Source organism: Leptospira sanjuanensis, from assembly GCF_022267375.1.
GTDB lineage: Bacteria > Spirochaetota > Leptospiria > Leptospirales > Leptospiraceae > Leptospira > Leptospira sanjuanensis.
The window spans coordinates 18,178-36,294 of record NZ_JAIZBH010000001.1; the positions used below are offsets into that span (position 1 = coordinate 18,178).

At 43.9% G+C, this 18,117-nt stretch carries 16 protein-coding genes; 12 read left to right on the forward strand and 4 right to left on the reverse strand.

Going from position 1 to position 18,117, the window contains the following annotated elements:
- Positions 1-13 precede the first annotated feature (13 nt).
- Both LFX17_RS00090 and LFX17_RS00095 read left to right on the forward strand, forming a co-directional pair.
- On the forward strand, positions 14-622 hold the full coding sequence (locus tag LFX17_RS00090; protein WP_238728290.1) for an L-threonylcarbamoyladenylate synthase: 609 nt from the start codon (positions 14-16) through the stop codon (positions 620-622).
- A 182-nt stretch (positions 623-804) separates the two neighbouring features.
- Complete coding sequence (locus LFX17_RS00095) at positions 805-2,484, forward strand: FG-GAP and VCBS repeat-containing protein (RefSeq protein ID WP_238744556.1); 1,680 nt, start codon at positions 805-807, stop codon at positions 2,482-2,484.
- Here LFX17_RS00095 and LFX17_RS00100 read toward each other — a convergent pair whose 3' ends face one another.
- Positions 2,485-2,841 carry an arsenate reductase family protein gene (locus tag LFX17_RS00100; protein ID WP_238728292.1) on the reverse strand — a complete coding sequence of 119 codons (357 nt, stop codon included), beginning with the start codon at positions 2,839-2,841 and terminating at the stop codon, positions 2,485-2,487. It abuts the gene before it with no gap.
- Between the two features lie 256 nt (positions 2,842-3,097).
- On the opposite strand from LFX17_RS00100, the gene fliG reads away from it, so the two are divergent.
- The 6 genes from fliG to LFX17_RS00130 all read left to right on the forward strand — a co-directional run bounded on the left by fliG (position 3,098) and on the right by LFX17_RS00130 (position 9,407).
- The gene (fliG, locus tag LFX17_RS00105; RefSeq protein WP_069605674.1) at positions 3,098-4,111 is read left to right on the forward strand and encodes a flagellar motor switch protein FliG; all 1,014 of its coding nucleotides are present in this window, start codon (positions 3,098-3,100) and stop codon (positions 4,109-4,111) included.
- Between the two features lie 72 nt (positions 4,112-4,183).
- A complete protein-coding gene (locus tag LFX17_RS00110) occupies positions 4,184-6,427 on the forward strand; it encodes an adenylate/guanylate cyclase domain-containing protein (protein WP_238744557.1) in 2,244 nt (747 codons plus the stop codon).
- Between the two features lie 23 nt (positions 6,428-6,450).
- Positions 6,451-6,984, forward strand: coding sequence for a hypothetical protein (locus LFX17_RS00115; RefSeq protein WP_238728294.1), 534 nt, complete (start codon positions 6,451-6,453; stop codon positions 6,982-6,984).
- The gene (locus LFX17_RS00120; RefSeq protein ID WP_238744558.1) at positions 6,956-8,170 is read left to right on the forward strand and encodes an LIC10025 family lipoprotein; all 1,215 of its coding nucleotides are present in this window, start codon (positions 6,956-6,958) and stop codon (positions 8,168-8,170) included. Before LFX17_RS00115 ends, LFX17_RS00120 begins: the two co-directional genes overlap by 29 nt.
- 168 nt (positions 8,171-8,338) lie before the next feature.
- Complete coding sequence (locus tag LFX17_RS00125; RefSeq protein ID WP_238744559.1) at positions 8,339-9,043, forward strand: urate hydroxylase PuuD; 705 nt, start codon at positions 8,339-8,341, stop codon at positions 9,041-9,043.
- 4 nt (positions 9,044-9,047) lie between these two features.
- Positions 9,048-9,407 carry a c-type cytochrome gene (locus tag LFX17_RS00130; RefSeq protein WP_238744560.1) on the forward strand — a complete coding sequence of 120 codons (360 nt, stop codon included), beginning with the start codon at positions 9,048-9,050 and terminating at the stop codon, positions 9,405-9,407.
- 133 nt (positions 9,408-9,540) lie between these two features.
- Here LFX17_RS00130 and LFX17_RS00135 read toward each other — a convergent pair whose 3' ends face one another.
- The 3 genes from LFX17_RS00135 to LFX17_RS00145 form a co-directional block, all read right to left on the reverse strand.
- Complete coding sequence (locus tag LFX17_RS00135) at positions 9,541-10,389, reverse strand: inositol monophosphatase family protein (RefSeq protein ID WP_118954482.1); 849 nt, start codon at positions 10,387-10,389, stop codon at positions 9,541-9,543.
- A gap of 20 nt (positions 10,390-10,409) precedes the next feature.
- Positions 10,410-11,321 carry an LIC_10030 family protein gene (locus tag LFX17_RS00140; RefSeq protein WP_238744561.1) on the reverse strand — a complete coding sequence of 304 codons (912 nt, stop codon included), beginning with the start codon at positions 11,319-11,321 and terminating at the stop codon, positions 10,410-10,412.
- A 140-nt stretch (positions 11,322-11,461) separates the two neighbouring features.
- The gene (locus tag LFX17_RS00145; protein WP_238728299.1) at positions 11,462-13,438 is read right to left on the reverse strand and encodes a beta-galactosidase; all 1,977 of its coding nucleotides are present in this window, start codon (positions 13,436-13,438) and stop codon (positions 11,462-11,464) included.
- A 191-nt stretch (positions 13,439-13,629) separates the two neighbouring features.
- Between LFX17_RS00145 and LFX17_RS00150 the strand changes: the two genes are divergently transcribed.
- The 4 genes from LFX17_RS00150 (at position 13,630) to LFX17_RS00165 (ending at position 18,053) form a co-directional block, all read left to right on the forward strand.
- Positions 13,630-14,487 (forward strand): Hsp33 family molecular chaperone HslO, encoded by an 858-nt coding sequence (locus LFX17_RS00150; protein WP_238744562.1) that lies wholly within the window; start codon positions 13,630-13,632, stop codon positions 14,485-14,487.
- A gap of 130 nt (positions 14,488-14,617) precedes the next feature.
- Positions 14,618-15,103, forward strand: a complete 486-nt coding sequence (gene tsaE / locus LFX17_RS00155; protein ID WP_406600688.1) for a tRNA (adenosine(37)-N6)-threonylcarbamoyltransferase complex ATPase subunit type 1 TsaE — start codon at positions 14,618-14,620, stop codon at positions 15,101-15,103.
- Entirely contained in the window at positions 15,100-15,780 is a 681-nt protein-coding gene (gene tsaB, locus LFX17_RS00160; protein ID WP_238728302.1) for a tRNA (adenosine(37)-N6)-threonylcarbamoyltransferase complex dimerization subunit type 1 TsaB, read from the forward strand. The genes tsaE and tsaB overlap by 4 nt, the downstream gene beginning before the upstream one ends.
- A 5-nt stretch (positions 15,781-15,785) precedes the next feature.
- Entirely contained in the window at positions 15,786-18,053 is a 2,268-nt protein-coding gene (locus LFX17_RS00165) for a ribonuclease R family protein (protein WP_238744564.1), read from the forward strand.
- Positions 18,054-18,117: the final 64 nt, after the last annotated feature.

Below are 18,117 nucleotides of genomic sequence, written 5' to 3' on the forward strand. Positions count from 1 at the left end.
CAGTCTAATATTCATGATTCTTTCCCTGCACCCGATCAATCCGGAAAAAAGAAAACTCCAACAGATTTCGGACAAACTGTTGGAGGGAAAGGTTTATATCTTCCCGACCGATACGGTTTACGCGCTCGTCGCCGATTCGCAATCCAAGACGGGCGTCGAAAAATTATATGATCTGAAGAATATCCCGAAAAACCAGCCTCTCTCTCTGATTTGTCCGAATATCTCCGTGGCTTCGAATTACATCGAATATTTGCCGAATGACGCTTTTCGTTTGATGAAAAAAATCACCCCCGGTCCGTTTACGTTTATCACGCGGGCAAACAAACATCTTCCCCGTGTTTCCTTTTCCAATCAGAAGGAAAAACAAATCGGAATTCGAATTCCGGATGCGGTCTATTTACAAGAATTGATGAAGATTCATCCGAATCCTTTGACTTCTACGTCCGTTTTCGCAAATGACGAGTTTATCATCGAAGTGGAATCGCTTGAGGACATTTACGGTTCCCGCGTAGAAGCGATCATTGACGGTGGAATTGTGGAAGTCGAATTATCGACGATCTTGGACGTCACCGGAGACCAAATGACGATCCTCCGGGAAGGGAAAGGCGCCGAACTTTTGTAATCCGTTTTGATCCGCTGATAAACCGGTTCTTCATTCAACCCCGTTCTAAGAAAAAAATTCTTTCCGAAAGTATTTTCCCGAAATCAAAAACTGAAAAAAGTATAGAAAGTCGCAAGAGTTTCGTCTGTTTTTAATACGACATCCGATAATATGGATGAATCAACGTTGGTGAGCGCATTTTCATGAACCGATTTTTTTACCTTCTCTGCGCTCTTCCGTTCTTCTATCATTGTTCCGTCAAATCCATGGAGAACGCTTGCGATATAAGCGGTTCTCTCTTTTATAAAACCTTGTTTTTAAATGTGATCGTTTCCGGAAACGCAAGCGTTTGCGGGGCGCAGATCGGTTTGCCTCAACCGAAAATTTTGAATCTGAGTTCCAAATCGCTTTTGAACACTGGATTCTTGATCGGAGAAATGAATGCGAGTATGTCGGGAGTTCAGGTTTCTTTGGATGGCGGTCCGTTCTTAGACGCGCAGATCTCCGGCACACAATGGAAATTTCAACTTCCCGCGGCCGGAGTTCCGTCCACAATTCCTTCTACGGGAGTTTGGAAAGATTGGAGTTTGCATACGATCTCGGCTCGCTCGGTTTTAGGTTCGAATACCTCTTTGCCGGTTTCCATTTCGGTTCAGAAAGGAAACAATAAAGATATAGACGGAGATGGATATCCGGACGCATTGATCGGTTCGCAAGCTGCAAACAAAGTACGAGCTTATCTTTCTCTCGGAAAGAACCGCAGTTTAAGTTCCGCGGTTACTACCGTCAACGGCGCGAGCGGACTCGGTTATTCCGTCGTGCTCGGTGATTTTGACGGAGACGGATATGCGGATGCCGCGGCCGCAGGCGCCGGCTCCAACTTTGCATTATATCTTTCCAAAGGTCCATCCGCCCCGGGTCTTTCCACGACAAGCACCAGTCCGACGACGGTTGGAAACGGAATTCTTAATTTAACGGTCGGCGATATCAACGGGGACGGCTTTTCCGATTTGGTCGTCGGTTCGCCGTACAATGCGGGGAATATCGGAAACGTTTATACGTTTTTATCCAACGGGATCATCGGGCAAGGCGTTTCCTTTCAACAGCAATTGAACAATCCGGCCGTTGCAGGAAGCACGCAATTTTACGGTTATGCGGTCTCGCTCGGCGATGTGGATGGAGATGGTCGAGCCGATGCGATGATCGCTGCTGTCGGTTCGTCGCAGCTTGGGGCCAGTTTCGTATATCTTTCCCAAGGAAACAATTATACGACTTACTCTCAAACATTTCCGGGAACGACATCGAATCAGTGGTACGCGAATTCCATTTTTGCAACGGATATCAACCGGGACGGTCTTTCCGATATGATCGTCGGCGCGTATCAAGAACCGAGCTTTGCCGGTTCACCCGGAAAAATTTATATTTATAGTTCCAATGTGGGAATTCTTTCCAACGTCATGAACAGTCCCATCGTCGGCGTTGCCGCTTCTGCGACTGGAACATCTGTAGGGACCGGTGACATCAACGGCGATGGATTCTTGGATCTCTTCGGAGGCGGTTATACATATACGGGCGCTTTTCCCAATCAAGGGATTGTTTTGACTTTTTTATCCATGAACACCGGCGGAATCAGTTCGACTTCTTTGAACTCTTTAACGAATTCCGTGAACTTGGGTGAAATGGGAATGGCGATCGGATCGGCGGATATTGACGGGGACGGTTTTAGCGATGCGTTGCTCGGTGCGCCGAGTTCCGTTGGAGGGACGAACGTCGGAAACGTATATCTCTATTTTTCCGAGGGCGCGACCGGATATACGAGCGTTCCTCAAACGATGACCGATCCGGATGGCACGGGAACATTCGGAAGTTCGGTGGATTTATAACTACTTAATTTGTTTTTTCCATTCTTCCTCTTTAAAACCCACAAAGCCGAAACCGTCTCCGAGAACAAAAGGACGTTTTACTAAGTTTCCGTTTTTGGAAAGAAGTTCCAATTGTTCATCGACGGACATGGAACCGAGTTTGTCCTTGAGTCCCATTTCTTTGTAATCTCCGCCGGAAGTGTTGAAGAGTTTTTTCGATTCGTTGCCTACGTATTTCAACATCGTTTTGAGTTCGTTTTTTTTCGGAGGAGTTTCACGAATCGGAAGAACTTCCAATTCAACCTTTTTCCCGGAAAGAAATTTGAGAGCATTGCGGCAAGTGCCGCAGTTTTGATACTGATAAACTTTGAGTTTCAAGATGGTTTCTCCAAAATCGAGCCTCTTTGATCGTATGCGGAGGTCAAGTTTTCCAACGATTTTTATGGGCAAGGGAGAATCCCGTTTTGCAGTAAAGCACGGATTCATCCGATACCGATTTTCGAATCGACCGAATCTCCTCTTTTGATCGAGCGGATTGCGTTTATGAATGCGCAAAATTCTTCCTTTTGTCGAAAAATCTTTTCGTTGAAATGCTCGATTTAAACCGATAGGATTCTTACAGGTAGACTCGGGCGTGCTGAATAAAAAGACAAACCTTACCGGAAGACAGAAGGCGGCGATCTTTTTGATCGCGGTCGGAAGCGAAGTATCTTCCGAGATTTTCAAACACCTCCGAGAAGACGAAATCGAACAGATCACGTTCGAAATCGCGCGTCTCGACAAGATCACTCCGGAAGACAAAGAAAAAGTCTTAGTAGAATTCAACGAGCTGATGATGGCTCAGGAATTCATCTCGAACGGAGGTATCGACTTTGCGAGAGGTCTTTTGGAAAAAGCCCTCGGAAATCAGAAAGCGATCGATATTATCAACCGACTCACTTCTTCATTGCAAGTAAGGCCGTTCGACTTTATTCGTAGAACGGACCCGCAGCACTTATTAAACTTTATCCAGAACGAACACCCTCAGACGATCGCCTTGATTCTTTCCTATTTGGACCCGCAAAAGGCATCGAACATTCTTTCGAATTTACCGCACACGATTCAGGCAGAAGTTGCAAAACGGATCGCTACGATGGACCGGGTCAGTCCGGACGTACTTCGAGAAGTGGAACGGGTTCTTGAAAGAAAACTTTCGACCTTGGCGTCCGAAGATTATACATCCGCCGGTGGTATCGATTCAGTCGTCGAGATTTTGAACTTAGTCGACCGGGGAACGGAAAAGACGATCATCGAAGCTCTGGAAGAAGAAGATCCCGAGCTTGCGGAAGAGATCAAAAAACGGATGTTCGTATTCGAAGATATCGTTCTCTTGGACGACCGTGCGATTCAGAAAGTCATGCGGGAAGTGGATAACTCCGATCTCGCGAAAGCCCTCAAGTCGGTCGATACCGAAGTTCAGGAAAAAATCTTCAAAAACATGTCTAAACGTGCGGCCAACCTGCTTCGGGAAGATATGGACTTTATGGGTCCAATTCGTATCAAGGACGTGGAAGACGCACAGCAGAAGATCGTAAACATCATCCGTAAACTGGAAGACGCGGGTGAAATCGTCGTCGCTCGCGCCGGTGAAGACGAACTCGTCATGTGATCGTGATCTAATTTTCCGTTTTGGAAAGAAATTTCCTTCTCTTCTGAATCTTTTGAATGGAATCTTGATTGCATGATCCGGATCTTAAACCTCATTTTAACCGCGTCGATTTTAGCGATTTGTATTTCCTGCGCGCCCGATTCCGATCCGGAAGTTTTGGATCTTACACAAGCCGAATGGAAAGCGAGTCTCGGCAATCATCTCAAAACTAAATTAGAAAAATCGAATTCTTCCGTTTTCAATCCACAAACGAAAAGAAAGAACAAAGAACGTGAACCAAGCGTCTCCGAGGATTGGAAAACGATTTCAAGCTTTCCAGCCGGATTAAATTCTCTGTTCGGCATTCCCGAACAATCCGGATTTCACGATGCAACGGTTAAAATCGACTTTCCCATTCATACCGGATCGCAGTATTTAAAACTTCCGGCTGCGATTTATTTTCCCGATATCGGAGAAAATTGGGAGTTATATTTGAACGGAGTTTTGATCCGAAAGGAACGATTTCCGGAACACCCTGAACAAACTGAGGATTTGACACCGGCAATTCGAAGATCCCTAAAGTCGGTGACTTTACCGATTCCATCCGGAACCTTGAAGGAAGGAAAGAATACGATTCTAATCTATCTCATCGGGGAATCGAATCTAACGCCCTACATCCAAAACGATCATTTCGGGTTTTATCACGCTAGCGGATATCGAATTTCCTCGTTTCAGCAAATCTACGAATCCACTTCCGAATATTTCGAAGTCTTTTTATACGGAATCTATTTTATATTCGGAATCTATCATATACTTTTCTATATAACCCGAAGACAGGATTTGTATTATCTGTACTTCGGATTGTTCTCGTTCGTTTCCTCCGTGTATTTCTTTTCTTCCTCGAACTTGATCTTTCAAAAATTCGTGAACTCGAATTCCGATATGAACAGTTCTTTGTTCTTTAGGGCGGAATACGCTTCTTTGACGTTGATTCTCCCCTCTTTTTATTACTTTCTAAAGGAATATTTTTATCCGAAGGAAAAGGTCGGGATTGTTCCTCTTGCATTCGTGATACTTTCCATCGGATTGTTTTTAGGGATTTTGGCTTCTCCGTTTTCGTGGACTCATATCGCGTTGAAGGTCTGTCAGGTTTCGATGATCTTCTTTTTGTTTTATATTCTCTACTTCTCGATTCAAACCGTAAGAAGGGAAAAACAGGACGCGAAGAAGATGTTGGCCGGAATTGCGGCTTGTATCGTTTTTGCGGTTTGGGATTTGCTCGATTCGATCTTTAAGATAATCGGACTTCATTATCCTTTCTTTAAGATCGCCTATTCTCTTTTTATCATCACGATCATCAGCATTCTTGTTTCGAGATATATTCAGCTCTATAAAGACGCGCAGCTCCTCAACAAAGAATTATCGAATCAAAAGGATGCGTTCTATCGGTTTGTTCCCGCGGATTTTATCCGAATACTCGATAAGGAATCGCCCGTGTCGATCGCGATCGGAGACAACAAGGAAAAGTCGATGACCGTTTTGTTTTCGGATATTCGAAATTTTACGAGCATTTCCGAAGCGATTCGACCGAGTCAGACAATCGCATTCTTAAATTCTTATCTTTCCCAAATGGAAGATCTGGTTTATCAAACCGCCGGCTTTGTGGATAAATATGTAGGCGATGCAGTTCTCGCGCTCTTTGCCGATTACAACGAAAGAGTGGAAAAGGAGAATTTCAATTCCGCTGACAATGCAGTCGAGTCGGCGATCAAGATGGTCAATGCGGTTCAATCCGGAAGGATGTTGGAAATTTTTTCGATTCCTTCTCCTTGGAATTTGGAAATCGGAGTCGGTATCAATACAGGTTCCTTGATTTTAGGAACGGTGGGAAGCGAACGAAGAATCGACACGACCGTGATCGGGGACGCGGTCAATCTTGCGTCCAGACTTCAATCTCTTACGTCCTTATATCAAAGTAGAATTCTCATTTCTCATCACACGTATTTGCAGCTTCACCGAATGAGCGAGGTCGGAATTCGAATGATCGACACGGTCTTTGTAAAGGGAAGAAATCAGCCCGTCGATATTTACGAAGTTTTTGAATCCGATCCGGATGATATCAAGGAATTCAAATTGAAAACGTCCGATCTTTTATCGCAGGGAATCTCGGAATACAAGTCCGGTAAGTTCAACGAAGCTTCTAAAATCTTTAAACAACTCTACAGAGAAGAAGCAAGAGACAACCTTTCTAAGATTTATCTAAAGCGTTGTAAGCTGTATTCTTCGAAACCGCCGGAAGAAAATTGGGACGGAATTTTCCGTTTTCAAACAAAATAAAAGCTCCGATTCGAAACGACTTTATGAATTTCAAACGAACGGTCGCAGCTTTTAACAGCGGATATTTGCCGCAAATATCGTTGGCTCTTTTTTTCATTGTGATCCTTCCGGCTTTTTCATCCGATCTTCCCGACTTTCGGCTCAAGGACCAAAGAGGAGATGTTCTCGAATCCAAAAAGCTCAAAGGAAAAATCGTTTTTCTATTGGGCTGTTCCTATACGGATATCGTCCTTTGTAGAAAACACGGTCGAAAGATTTACTGGAGAATGCAAAACCTCATCGATGAAAACAAGGATCGAGTTGAGTTTGCCGCCTTTATCGATCTCCAAAACGCTCCGAACGAAGTACAAACTTATATCGATCAAAACAAATCTAAAAACTACGAATCGATTTTTTTGGATGAAAAAGGAGTGATTTCTTCCGGAATCCGGCGTAATTTTTCGTGGTTACGCATTTTTTCGGGGAACAAGAAATTAATTTTTGAATCCTATTACAAAGATGTGGATGATCGTACCGTAGACTCTCTATATGAAATTATTCGAAAACAAAGAAAATAGACTCGGCTTTCTCGTTTGTATCGTTCTCTTTTTTTCGATTTCGAATTGTATTCAAAAAAAGCCTCAGCAAGCGGCATACTGGATTGAATATCTCGCGTATCAAAAGAACATCTTGAACGAATATCCAACGGGAGGAATTCGAAACGCTCTTTTCGGAAATTTGACTTCCGCGGACGAATCGATTCTCCAAGAAAAAAACGGATCTCTTACGATCGATTTTTACATCCGTAAAACGGGCCGCGGATTGCAAAACGTTTTGACTACCGAAAAAATTCCGGATCAAGTTCCGTATCAAATTCACGCGGAATATTTTCCCACTTCCTTTAAAGATCAAAAGACATATCGAATGAAACGAAGAACGGTTTCGATTCTTCCCGCATACAGTTATCATGATTTCTTTCAACACGTGGATCAGCTGCAGCATTTTCTTAGAAATCCTTCCAACGATTCGTTAAAGTTCGTTTCGATTTCAAAAGCGCATCGGTTTCTTTGCGGGGTTTCCCATTGCGATACGGGCAGAGCGGAGAATTCTTCCTGGCTTTTGTACGAGTTGAACGAAGCAACGGAGAATAGTTATCCGCAATTTTATAAACGGTTTCACAAAATCTTAAATCAAGTTTCGTATCGAATTACGATTTTCAAGTCAGGAGAGTTTTTAAACGGAATCGAACTGTACAACGAAGGAACAAAAACGTTTTTGAAAGTCCCCGATACCGAAAACGGCTACTGGAAAAATCCCGAAACGCTTCACATAAGAGTTTCGGTGTTTATACAAGTGTACGGACTCAAAATCGATATTAGAAGTTTAGGATATAAGCTTCGTTTTGTCTCATCAAAGAATTATGAAAAAATCACCGGGGAATTTTCCAAGCTTCCGGAAAAGAAAATCAGCGGACGGTTTCTTCAGATTTTTCCGCCGGGGGTCGTGAATTGGTTCATACCGGGAAACATGGAAGAATATTTCGATCAACTCTTCCTTCTTCTTGTGCAAGGAAGCGAAGGAAACGGTGGAAATAAGTTCGAATCCGAATCCTTTCGAAGCGGTAACACAATGAAAGTCATCCTAAAATCACAAGCCGAGATTTTTAGAGATCGTTTTTCTCCCTTTCGTTCTTCGAATGAAAAAGACGATGAACCTTCCTTTTGGGAAATGCTTCAGAAGATTTTAATCGAAGATCTAACTTAAAGTGCACTTGAAGTTTGTCCTTAAGAAGTGTATTTTATTCTCACTAAAGAATTAGAATATTTCTAAAGTGCTTGACTGAGAGTCTAAATTCCAGGATTTATTTTTAGTTCTGGCGCTCGGTCTTTTTAAAGCGCACAATCATATTTCATTCGATGAATTGGAGGTATTATGGAAGGGATTGCTCTTTTTACAAGCCAAGGCTTGTATTTCCTCTTTAAGTGGGTGCATTTCCTCGCAGGCGTCGCCTGGATCGGACTACTCTGGTACATTAACTTTGTACAAGGAGCCTTCTTTGCTGAAACGGACGCTGATACAAAGAAGAAAGCGACTCAGCAATTGGTTCCAAGAGTTCTTTGGTGGTTCCGTTGGGGAGCGATGTTTACGTTCTTGAGCGGTTGGGCGATGATCATCTACGCTATTTACAACGGTACTACTCTTTCCACAGGTCAGTGGCTTGCAGTGATTCTCGGCGGAGGATTACTAGGTTCTTTGATGTGGTTTAACGTGTGGTTCGTGATTTGGCCCGCTCAAAAAGTCGTGATCGCTGCAGCGAAAGGTGAAACTGCGGAAAACCCGGCTCCACGTGCTGCAAGAGGTCTTTTAGCTTCCAGAACGAACACGCTTCTTTCCATTCCGATGTTGTTCTTAATGGGCGCGGCGAGAAATCTTCCGATCTCCTTCGACGTTACCGGAGCGGAATCTCACACGTTTTTAGGAGTGATTCTCGCGATCATCGTGTTGGTTGAAACCAACGCGTTAACCGCAACACCGGAAAGCGCTACGTTCAAACCGATCAAAACCGTAAAAGGCGTAATCACTTCCGGATTTGTTCTTTCATTGATCATCTACATTCTTCTCGAGGTTCTTCTCTAAGTCGATGAGGATCACTGAAAATCGAGGCGGGTATTCCCGCCTCTTACTCGTTTGCATTTCTTTGATTCTTTTATTTGCGAACTGCAAAGAAGAAGAGAATCTTTCACCCGAACAAAAACTGATTTCCCAGGGAAAAGGTTTGTATGTTACGAACTGTTCCGCGTGCCATAACCAAAATCCGGCTGTGGACGGGGCGGTTGGGCCTGCGGTTAAAGGTTCTAACTTCGAGTTGTTGAAGGCGAGAATCGTAAACGGAACGTATCCACCCGGATATACTCCGAAACGCACGAGCCAGATTATGACAAGACTTCCTTTGAACGACGATCAGATTCGAAGCATCGAAGCGTTTCTAAACGCTCCTTGATTCAACGAAAACATTAGGGATTTTGAATATCCCTGATGTTTCTCTTTCTATTAGTTGATCTTTCAGAAGTCCGCATAAAGATGCGGAATCCTTTTCGGTGTTTTATCGAACCGAAAAATTCTTATTGTAATTCTTAGTTTCTTCCGATGGAATCGCGGACGTTTCTCATAATATCCACGATCTGAGAATGGACTTTCCCGTTGGAAACCACGACTTCCGAGTTTCCGGAAAGAAACCGCTTTCCGTTAAAGTCGGTCAGTTTTCCGCCCGCTTCGGTAAGAATCACCGAACTCGCGGCCGTATCCCAAAGTTTTACGCCCTTTTCCCAGATTCCATCGAGCAGACCTTCCGCAACCCAGCAAGCATCGAGAACGAAAGAACCCGTTCTTCTCATCGAGCGTCCGCAACTGATAAACGCGGTGATATCGGAAATGACTTCGTTTAATATTTCTTTTCTGTTCGTTGGAAAACTCGGTACAAGCATCGCGCGCGCGAGGGATTCCGTGTTGGAAACGTCGATGCGGAGTCCGTTCTTAAAAGCGCCTTGCGAAAGAATGGCGGAATATTTCGTGTTTAAACCGGGAACGAACACGACTCCGGCAACCGGAGATTCCCTGTGTTCGAGCCCGATCGCCACGCAATAAAGAGGAATTCCACGAACAAAATTCATGGAACCGTCGATCGGATCCAAAACCCAACGGAAAGAATTATTGCCTTCGTATTTGTAATTGTCTTCGGAGAGAATGGAGTCGGAAGGAAAGTTTTGTCTGAGATATTCCACGATGAACTTTCCCATCATCTCATCGGCTTTGTGGATCTGATCCTTTTCTTCGGCTTCGGTTGAAAACGCGAACGTTTTCAAATCTTTCTGAAGCTTCAGAGCCGATTCGATAAAAATACCGGATACGGATTGTACGGATTTGATCCTGCGTTTGACTTCCTCTAAAGGAAAATCAATGGGAGGGGCAAGTGGTTGGTCCATGGGCTTCTCTTCAAAAAAGATTACTTTCGTTTTAGGATTTTCCAGAGCATATTACCGGAGGGAGTTACGTCCCTTTCCGTTCGGAAAGAACGGAGCCAGTCGTGCAAAGGTTCCTGTTTTACTGAATCTATAGTCATGCTTTCCGGCGACAATAAAAGATCAATCAAATGCCGGAAGCTTTCAAATTGGCTGAAGATTCTTTCTTGAGAGCATTCTAAAAAACGAGTTCTGATCGTATGAAGTTCCACGTCGATCGGTTCAAAAACTTTTCCCGGTTTCCAGATTTCCTTATCGATGCTAAGAATCGAATGAATCGTAGAAATCTGTTTCGAATAATCCACGTCGTCGAAAAGCTCCGAATACGTGTGCTGAATTTTGTTAAACGACGGAATCGTATCTACGTCCACCATGAATTCTGTCTCTTTATATTTGCGCGTGACGAAATCTACGATGACTCCGTTCTTCATTTCGAACGATTCTAAAGGAAGAATTCTCGCCGAAAAATAAATTCTCCGTGTTCGAACCGAAACCGTCTTTCCTTGCGCCGCGGGTTTTACGATCATCGAAGTCGGCGCACCGCCCAAATACGAAAGAATAAAACTGACGACGAAAACGAACTTCTTCTCATCGTCGACTTTCGATGAAGGAAACTCTTTCACTAAGAAGAGCTGATTGGAATTCTTTTTAGGTTTCGCGATCGGAAGAACGTGACATTTCCGGATCAACTCGGGAATCAGTTGTTCCGCTTGCAGAAGGAATTCTTTTGCAGCCGCAAAGTCCACTCCGTAGACCGACGTCGAAGGAAGAATGAAACTGTCTTCGAATTCGAAAAAGGAAGTATGAAGATTGTCGACGAAAATTTCGTTCGGGCGGTTTTGACCGGAGGCGGACGAAAGGATTCGATTCAACTCTTCGATTTGATTGAGTTCCAAGTTTTCCTACCGTTTCAATTTTGATAAACGACATGATCCGTATAAGATCCGTTTTTCAATTCGATTTTCCAGTTCACGGCGCGTCCAAAACTAAATCATACTTTGACGGAAATACATGCTGCAAGAACTCGGCGGAACTTTTATTTCTTTTTAGGAAGAATTCGGACTTCATACGGATTTAAAAGTTTTAAACCGGCTAAACTTTTTCTACCGGAATGATTGATAAAAATTTCGTAATCTTGTTTTCTACCTTTTCGGAAAACTTTTTCCACGTTCGGGCCGTAAAATGTAAAAGGAATCTTCGCTTCCTTCAGAATACGACGATATAGAAGCACGAAACTCAAAGGCTCCAAAGAAGAACCCGCGTAAATTACCCTTCCCTTATGATAAGAATTCGCGGTAATTACGGGTGCGCCCTTGTAGAATTTTTTGGGATCGGTGTAACGAGCCCAGACTTCCGCGGTAGTCGGTTCTAAAATTTCGCAGATCTTGGAACAAGTTCCCGGAAAAAAGCGGAATCGGAATTTGACCTTTTGGTTTCCGACCGCTTCGAACTTACGGACCTTAACTCCGGCCATTTCGGCAAACGGACCGGGAATTTGAGAATCATACATCCATCCGTTTAAATCCTTGGCTCCGGTTCGAAATCCTAAAATCAAGGTTCCGCCTTCACGGACGAATTCCTCCAATTTATGAAAAACCGTATCCGTAACCATCGTATACATAGGAAGCACAATGACTTTATAATCTTTGAAATCGATTTTGGAAGCGGGACGAAAGTGAGCGTTTACGTTGAGAACGTTCATCCCCGAAAACCAAGTCGCCATTTCGATATCGTATCCTACCTGCGACCAAGGAACCGGTGAAAATTTTAAACCCGTCGAAATCGGCTGCTGCTTCCAGTTGCGCGCGTTCTCTATGTCGTGAACGACGGCGACTTGTGCCGGAAACAATTCTTCCGTAAAGTCTTCCGCGAATTCTTCTATCTCTTGAATTCCCTTTTGAAGTTCGTAATAACGTTCGGTCTTTTCCTTATCGTGATCCAAAATCCCGTAACAAAGTTGTTCCTGTCCGTAACGGGCGGTTCTGTATCTGAAAAAATAAATCGCGTTCGATCCGTGAACGATGGAATGTTTCATCCAAAGTTTTGTTTGTCCCGGCGCTGGAAGATAGCCGAGAAGGTCATGTCCTTGAAATCCGGAAATTTGTTCCATCACGGTAAACGGAAGATTCTTCAGGCCGCGATTGTATTGCTGCATCGCGGAAATGAACGGATGAGGGAACGGTTCTTCTTGTTCTCCCCAGGTCGGATAGTTATCCCAGGAAATATAATCCAAATACGTTGCAAGTTCCGCCATATCGATGATCGGTAAAAAAGGAGAAGGATATAAGTTCGTCGTCAATGGTCTTCCCACGGAAAACTTACGCAGAATCTGGGCTTGCAGTTTTACGAAGTCGATGATCGTGTCCGAATGAAAACGATAAAAGTCTTGGATCATCGAAGGATGAAAGTTGCTCGCGACGTGCGGTCCCGGTATCGGGATCTCATCGAAGGAATTATAAATTACCCCCCAGAAAACGTTTCCCCAAGTTTCGTTTAACCTTTGAATCGTTTTGTATTTGTTCTTCAGCCAAAGGCGAAACGCCTTCAACGAAGTTTGAGAATGATCGATGTCCGATCCTTCGTGACCGATCTCATTGTCGATCTGCCAACCGATCACCGCGGGATGATTTCCGAAATGTTTCGCCATCGCTGTAACGATCTTCACAACGGCCTTTCTATAATTCGGAGAAGAAAAACAAGCCTGTCTTCTGGTTCCGATCGTCCTTGGAATTCCGTCTCGTTCTTGGATTATGTCAGGAAATTTTTTAGCAAGCCAAGGAGGAAACGTCGCTGTCGGCGTTCCTAAAATCGCCGTCATACCGTTCTTTTGGATCAACTTAAGAATATGATCGAAGAAAGAAAAATCGTATTTCCCTTCTTTGGGTTCCATCATCGCCCAAGCGAATTCCGCAAGTCGAACGGAACTCAAACCCATTTCTTTCATGATGGAAATGTCTTCTTCCCAATCTTTTTTGGTCCATTGTTCCGGGTAATAATCGGCTCCGAATATCATTCCATTCTCCTTTGCGTTTCGGAAAGAGATTTCATCCGAGCCACAATCTGAAAAGAAAGAAAACCGGGATTGCCGTAAGTCTAAAAGAAAAAATACTGTCTTTTCTAGAAATGTCTGAGAGGATACGGATGACGTAGATCGCAACGGTTTACGCAACCTCGACTCTCATTTCGCATTCGCAAAAGGATTCCATGCAGAACCAGGATTCATTGATATACGGAATTTTACCGGATACGCATTTCCGATATTCCGCGGCCGAAATTTCATATTCCGTAACGGCCGCCTCCAATTTACACAACTTGGACGACGCCAACACGGAACTTTTAGCGAGAACGATGATGGGTGCGTTTTTTTTGGCGGATCAAGTCAAAGAAGATACGAAGGTAAGTTTACAGATTCAGTTCAACGAGGATTCTCCGACTCACTCTGTTCTCGCTTACAGCGATCGTAAAGGGAGAATGAAGGCGGTTCTCCGCGAAAGACCGGAAGAAGACGTGGAACCGAACAAAGCGATGGAAGAATATTCCGGAGTTCTCAAAGTCTTCCGGTGGAAAAACGGAGCTTGTATCTATCAATCCGTCGTTCCGTATCTCAATAAAAGTTTTGAGGAGAATTTTCAGAACTATCTGAACAGTTCCGAGCAGATCACGTGTTTTATCACTCTTTCTATCAAAAAGAACGGATTTCACTGGGACGTAAGAGGAATTCTTCTGCAATCGTTGCCGGAAGCAAAAGAAGAACACATTCAAAAAATTGCAAGTCTTTCAGACCAAATCAATCAAAACTCTGCGGAGTTCCTGGGAAAGGACGTTTATAATTGTTTGAATAAAATCGGAGAGGTTACCCGTTCCGCGGTTCAAATCTTAGAGGAAGGTCAGCCTGAATTCCGCTGCGACTGTTCCGAAAATAAAATAAAAGAACTGATTCAAACGTTGGGAAAAGAAGAAGCGATGCAGATCGTGGAAGAAGTCGGGATGATCGAAGTTACCTGCGAATTCTGCACTTCCGTATATCGTTTCGAAAAAGAAAAGGTAAGTGAATTGTTTTGAGGATGAATTGGAACTCGAATTTCGAAATTTGAAACTGGAAGACTTAGACAAACCCGCAAACTTTCTCGTGCCGATTATTCTTTCCGCTTTGGAGCAAACGCTTCATCCTATTTTATTATTTACGGGCCAAATGGGCGCGGGTAAGACAACATTCACTTCCAAATTGGTAAAGAAGATTTCCCCGAACGCAAACGTAAATTCTCCAACGTACACTCTTGTGAACGAGTATCCGATTCCGAATCGTTTAAGCGAAGAATTCTCTCTTTTAAAATCGGATCGGGTTGTTACGGAAAAATCGCCCTCCGAAGAAAGTCGGCGGGACGGATCGGCCACGGAAGAAATATCGAAATTTTATCACTTCGATCTGCATCGTTTGAAATCCCCCGCGGAACTGGAAGACCTCGGATTTGAGGAAATCTGGAAACGGCCCGGGGTTTCCATCGTAGAATGGTGGCAAATCGCAAAAGAAGAATTGGAATCGTTTCCGTTGAAAATCGAAGCGGAATTCAAAACCGTTTCCGAAGAGAAAAGAAATATTACATTCAAAAGTTATGATATAGAAAAATTTCCAAGTCTGAAAAATCTTTGGAAAACATCGAAAGGGAATCCGGTATGAAAAAAATTCTTTTTTTCGATGCGACAAACCAATGGATCCTTGTGGAATCGTTTCTCCTTGATCCGGAAGGAAACCTGACTCCGGTTTCTTCATACGCCGGAATTCATCCTCGAGAATCCTCCAAACTCTTGATCCAAGAATTACGAAATGTTCTAAAGAACTCGAATTGGAAATCCCCCGATTTGATCGTTAGCGCACTGGGGCCGGGTTCATTTACAGGGCTTAGAATCGCGGTCGCAACGGCACGCAATCTTGCGCAGCTTTGGAAAATTCCCGCAATCGGATTCGACAGTTTAAACGTTTACGCTTCGTTCTATCACGAAGAAGCGGGTGATCCGGTAATCGTGGGAATCGAGGCGAAACAGAAAAAAATCTATTTCGGAATGGAAGATACGAGAGGATTTTTCGGTTCCATAGACGTCAAGCCGGACGATATACTGGATAAAATACCGGAAGATCGATTGCAGGCGTTTCTAACGTCGCAGAAATATTCGGATCATCCCGAATTTTTCGCGGGAAATCCCATCTTAGAAAATCTTCCGTCCGCATCCGCGATTCTAAATCGCAACTTGGACCTGCTTCAAGAAGCGATCGCATTTCCGGATCGGTTTCCTTATTGGAAACTCGTTCCGAATTACGTACGCGGAACTTACGTCGACGACAAGTCGACAGCTTAGCAATTATGAATAAAAAGAAAAAACAAACAAATCAAAAGAGGACGACCCAACCTCAAACCAAAAAGAAAACCTTCAGTAAATCCGATCGAACCAAACGAGAAAGACCTACGGGAAGAACCGAAGGATTTAGAGAAAACGAAATCGGAAAGAAAATTCTTAAGTATCTTCAATCCAGAGCGGGATCGGTGATCCAATTTAAGGATCTCAGCGCGAAACTTCTCCGCGAAGAAAATCAAAATTCTTACGGTAAAAAAAGGGAGAAGTGGCAGTTTCAGGAACGGGAACGGGAAATTTCCGAAACGCTTCAGATTCTTGAAACCGAAGGGCTGATCGAATTAGAAAAAAAGAATATACTCGTCAATCCGAATCAAAAGTTGCAGGGAACGATTTCCATCAGCAAACGGGGAGACGGTTTCGTAAAACTTCCTTCCGGGATGGAAGTGTTCGTGCCGGGTCAATACGCACAATCCGCGATTCAAGGCGATCTCGTTGAAATTCATCCGTACGGAATCGGAAAAAAAGGAAGACTCGAAGGAGAAGTCACCGAGATTCTTCGGAGGGGACGCGATCTGTATCGAATGATCGTCACTGAAAAGGATCCGAAATTTATCTTCGGAAAACTTTTGGATATAGACGGAGAGGAAAAGGAAGGTTATCTCCTCCGCAAAACCATTCTTATCGATCTGCAGGATGAGATAAAATCCGGCGACGTTTTAGTCGTGCGGCTGAAAGAAGATACGGAGCATGAAAGAAATCTCTACGAGGTTCAGTTCCTGCGATTCGAATCCGACACGAAAGAAGATTTGGATCTGATGCGAATGCTGATGAAATACAATTACAGCATTTTGTATCCCGAGAATATAACCTTGGATCTTCCCGAAGAAGTCGAGGAAAACGCCGTGGACGATTGGGGTTCCAGAGTGGATCTGCGTAATCTGAAATGTATCACCATCGACGGCGAATATTCGAAGGACTTCGACGATGCGATCAGCTTCGTGGAAGAGAAGAATCGAATTCGATTCTACGTTCATATCGCCGATGTTTCGCACTATGTCCGTCCCGGAACCGACTTGGACGAAGAAGCATACAATCGAGCGACTTCCGTTTATCTCGGAAGCCGGGTCGTTCCGATGTTGCCTCCCGAGTTGTCCGAAAATCTTTGTTCTCTCGTTGCGGGAAAGAATCGTCTGGCCTTTACGGTGGAAATGGAAGCCGATTGGAAAGGAAAGATCACCCACGCGAAGTATTATAAAAGCATAATTAAGGTGGCGGAACGATATACGTACAATCGGGCCGAATCCGAAATTCTTGCGGGCGATCCTAAAAACTGGATCTTCCGTATGAACGAATTCGCAAAGGTTCTTCGTGCAAAACGAGTCGAAAACGGCCGAGTCGATCTGAATCTAAAAGAAAACAAGGTCGTCACGGATTCCGAACACAACGTCGTCGAGATCGCCGTTCAGGACCGTTTGCAGGCGCATATTCTCATCGAAGAATTTATGCTCTCAGCGAACATCAAGGTCGCCGAATACATCCGAAAGAAAAAGCACCCGACCTTGTATCGCGTTCACGAACCGATGAACGAAGAAAAACTCGAATCGCTGAACGCCTTTTTACAGTTGAACGGGATCAAAACATTACTCAAGGATTCAAGTTACGAGGCGATCCGAGTCGTCTTGAAAGAATTGGAAGGAAAGCCGGCGGAAAGATTGTTCAACATGTTTTTGTTGAGAACTTTTATGCAGGCTTATTATTCGGGAGAACATCTCGGACATTGGGGTCTTGGATTCGAAGACTACTGTCACTTTACTTCCCCGATTCGAAGATATCCCGATCTTGTTTGTCACAGAGTTTTACAACAGATTCTTCTGAGCAAAAAACCGGTTTATACCCCAGAGGAGATGGTGACCTCCGGTCTACATTGTTCTCATCAAGAACGGAAAGCTACCGATGCGGAAAGAGATTATTACAAACTCAAGGCTTGTCGTTATCTCGAAAAAACCGGCATCAAAGAATTCTCCGCAACGATCACGGGATGCAAACCCTTCCTTATCTTTGTGGATCTGGAAAATCCGATGGTGGACGCATGTCTTCTTTCTTCCGAATTTACGGATGAAGGCGAGGTTCGGTTGGAAACCGATTTCTCTTTTTATTCGAAGAAGTTTACGAAAATTTACACGCTCGGCGATAAAATCGAAGTCGAACTCGATCGAATTGATTACGAGGAGATCAAGATCTTCGTGAAAATGAAAAAATTCCAGAAGAAAGTATAGACAAAGTAATTCCTTTCCTATATTCCTGCTGAACAGTTGTTATATATAAAACCGGAGTCGTATT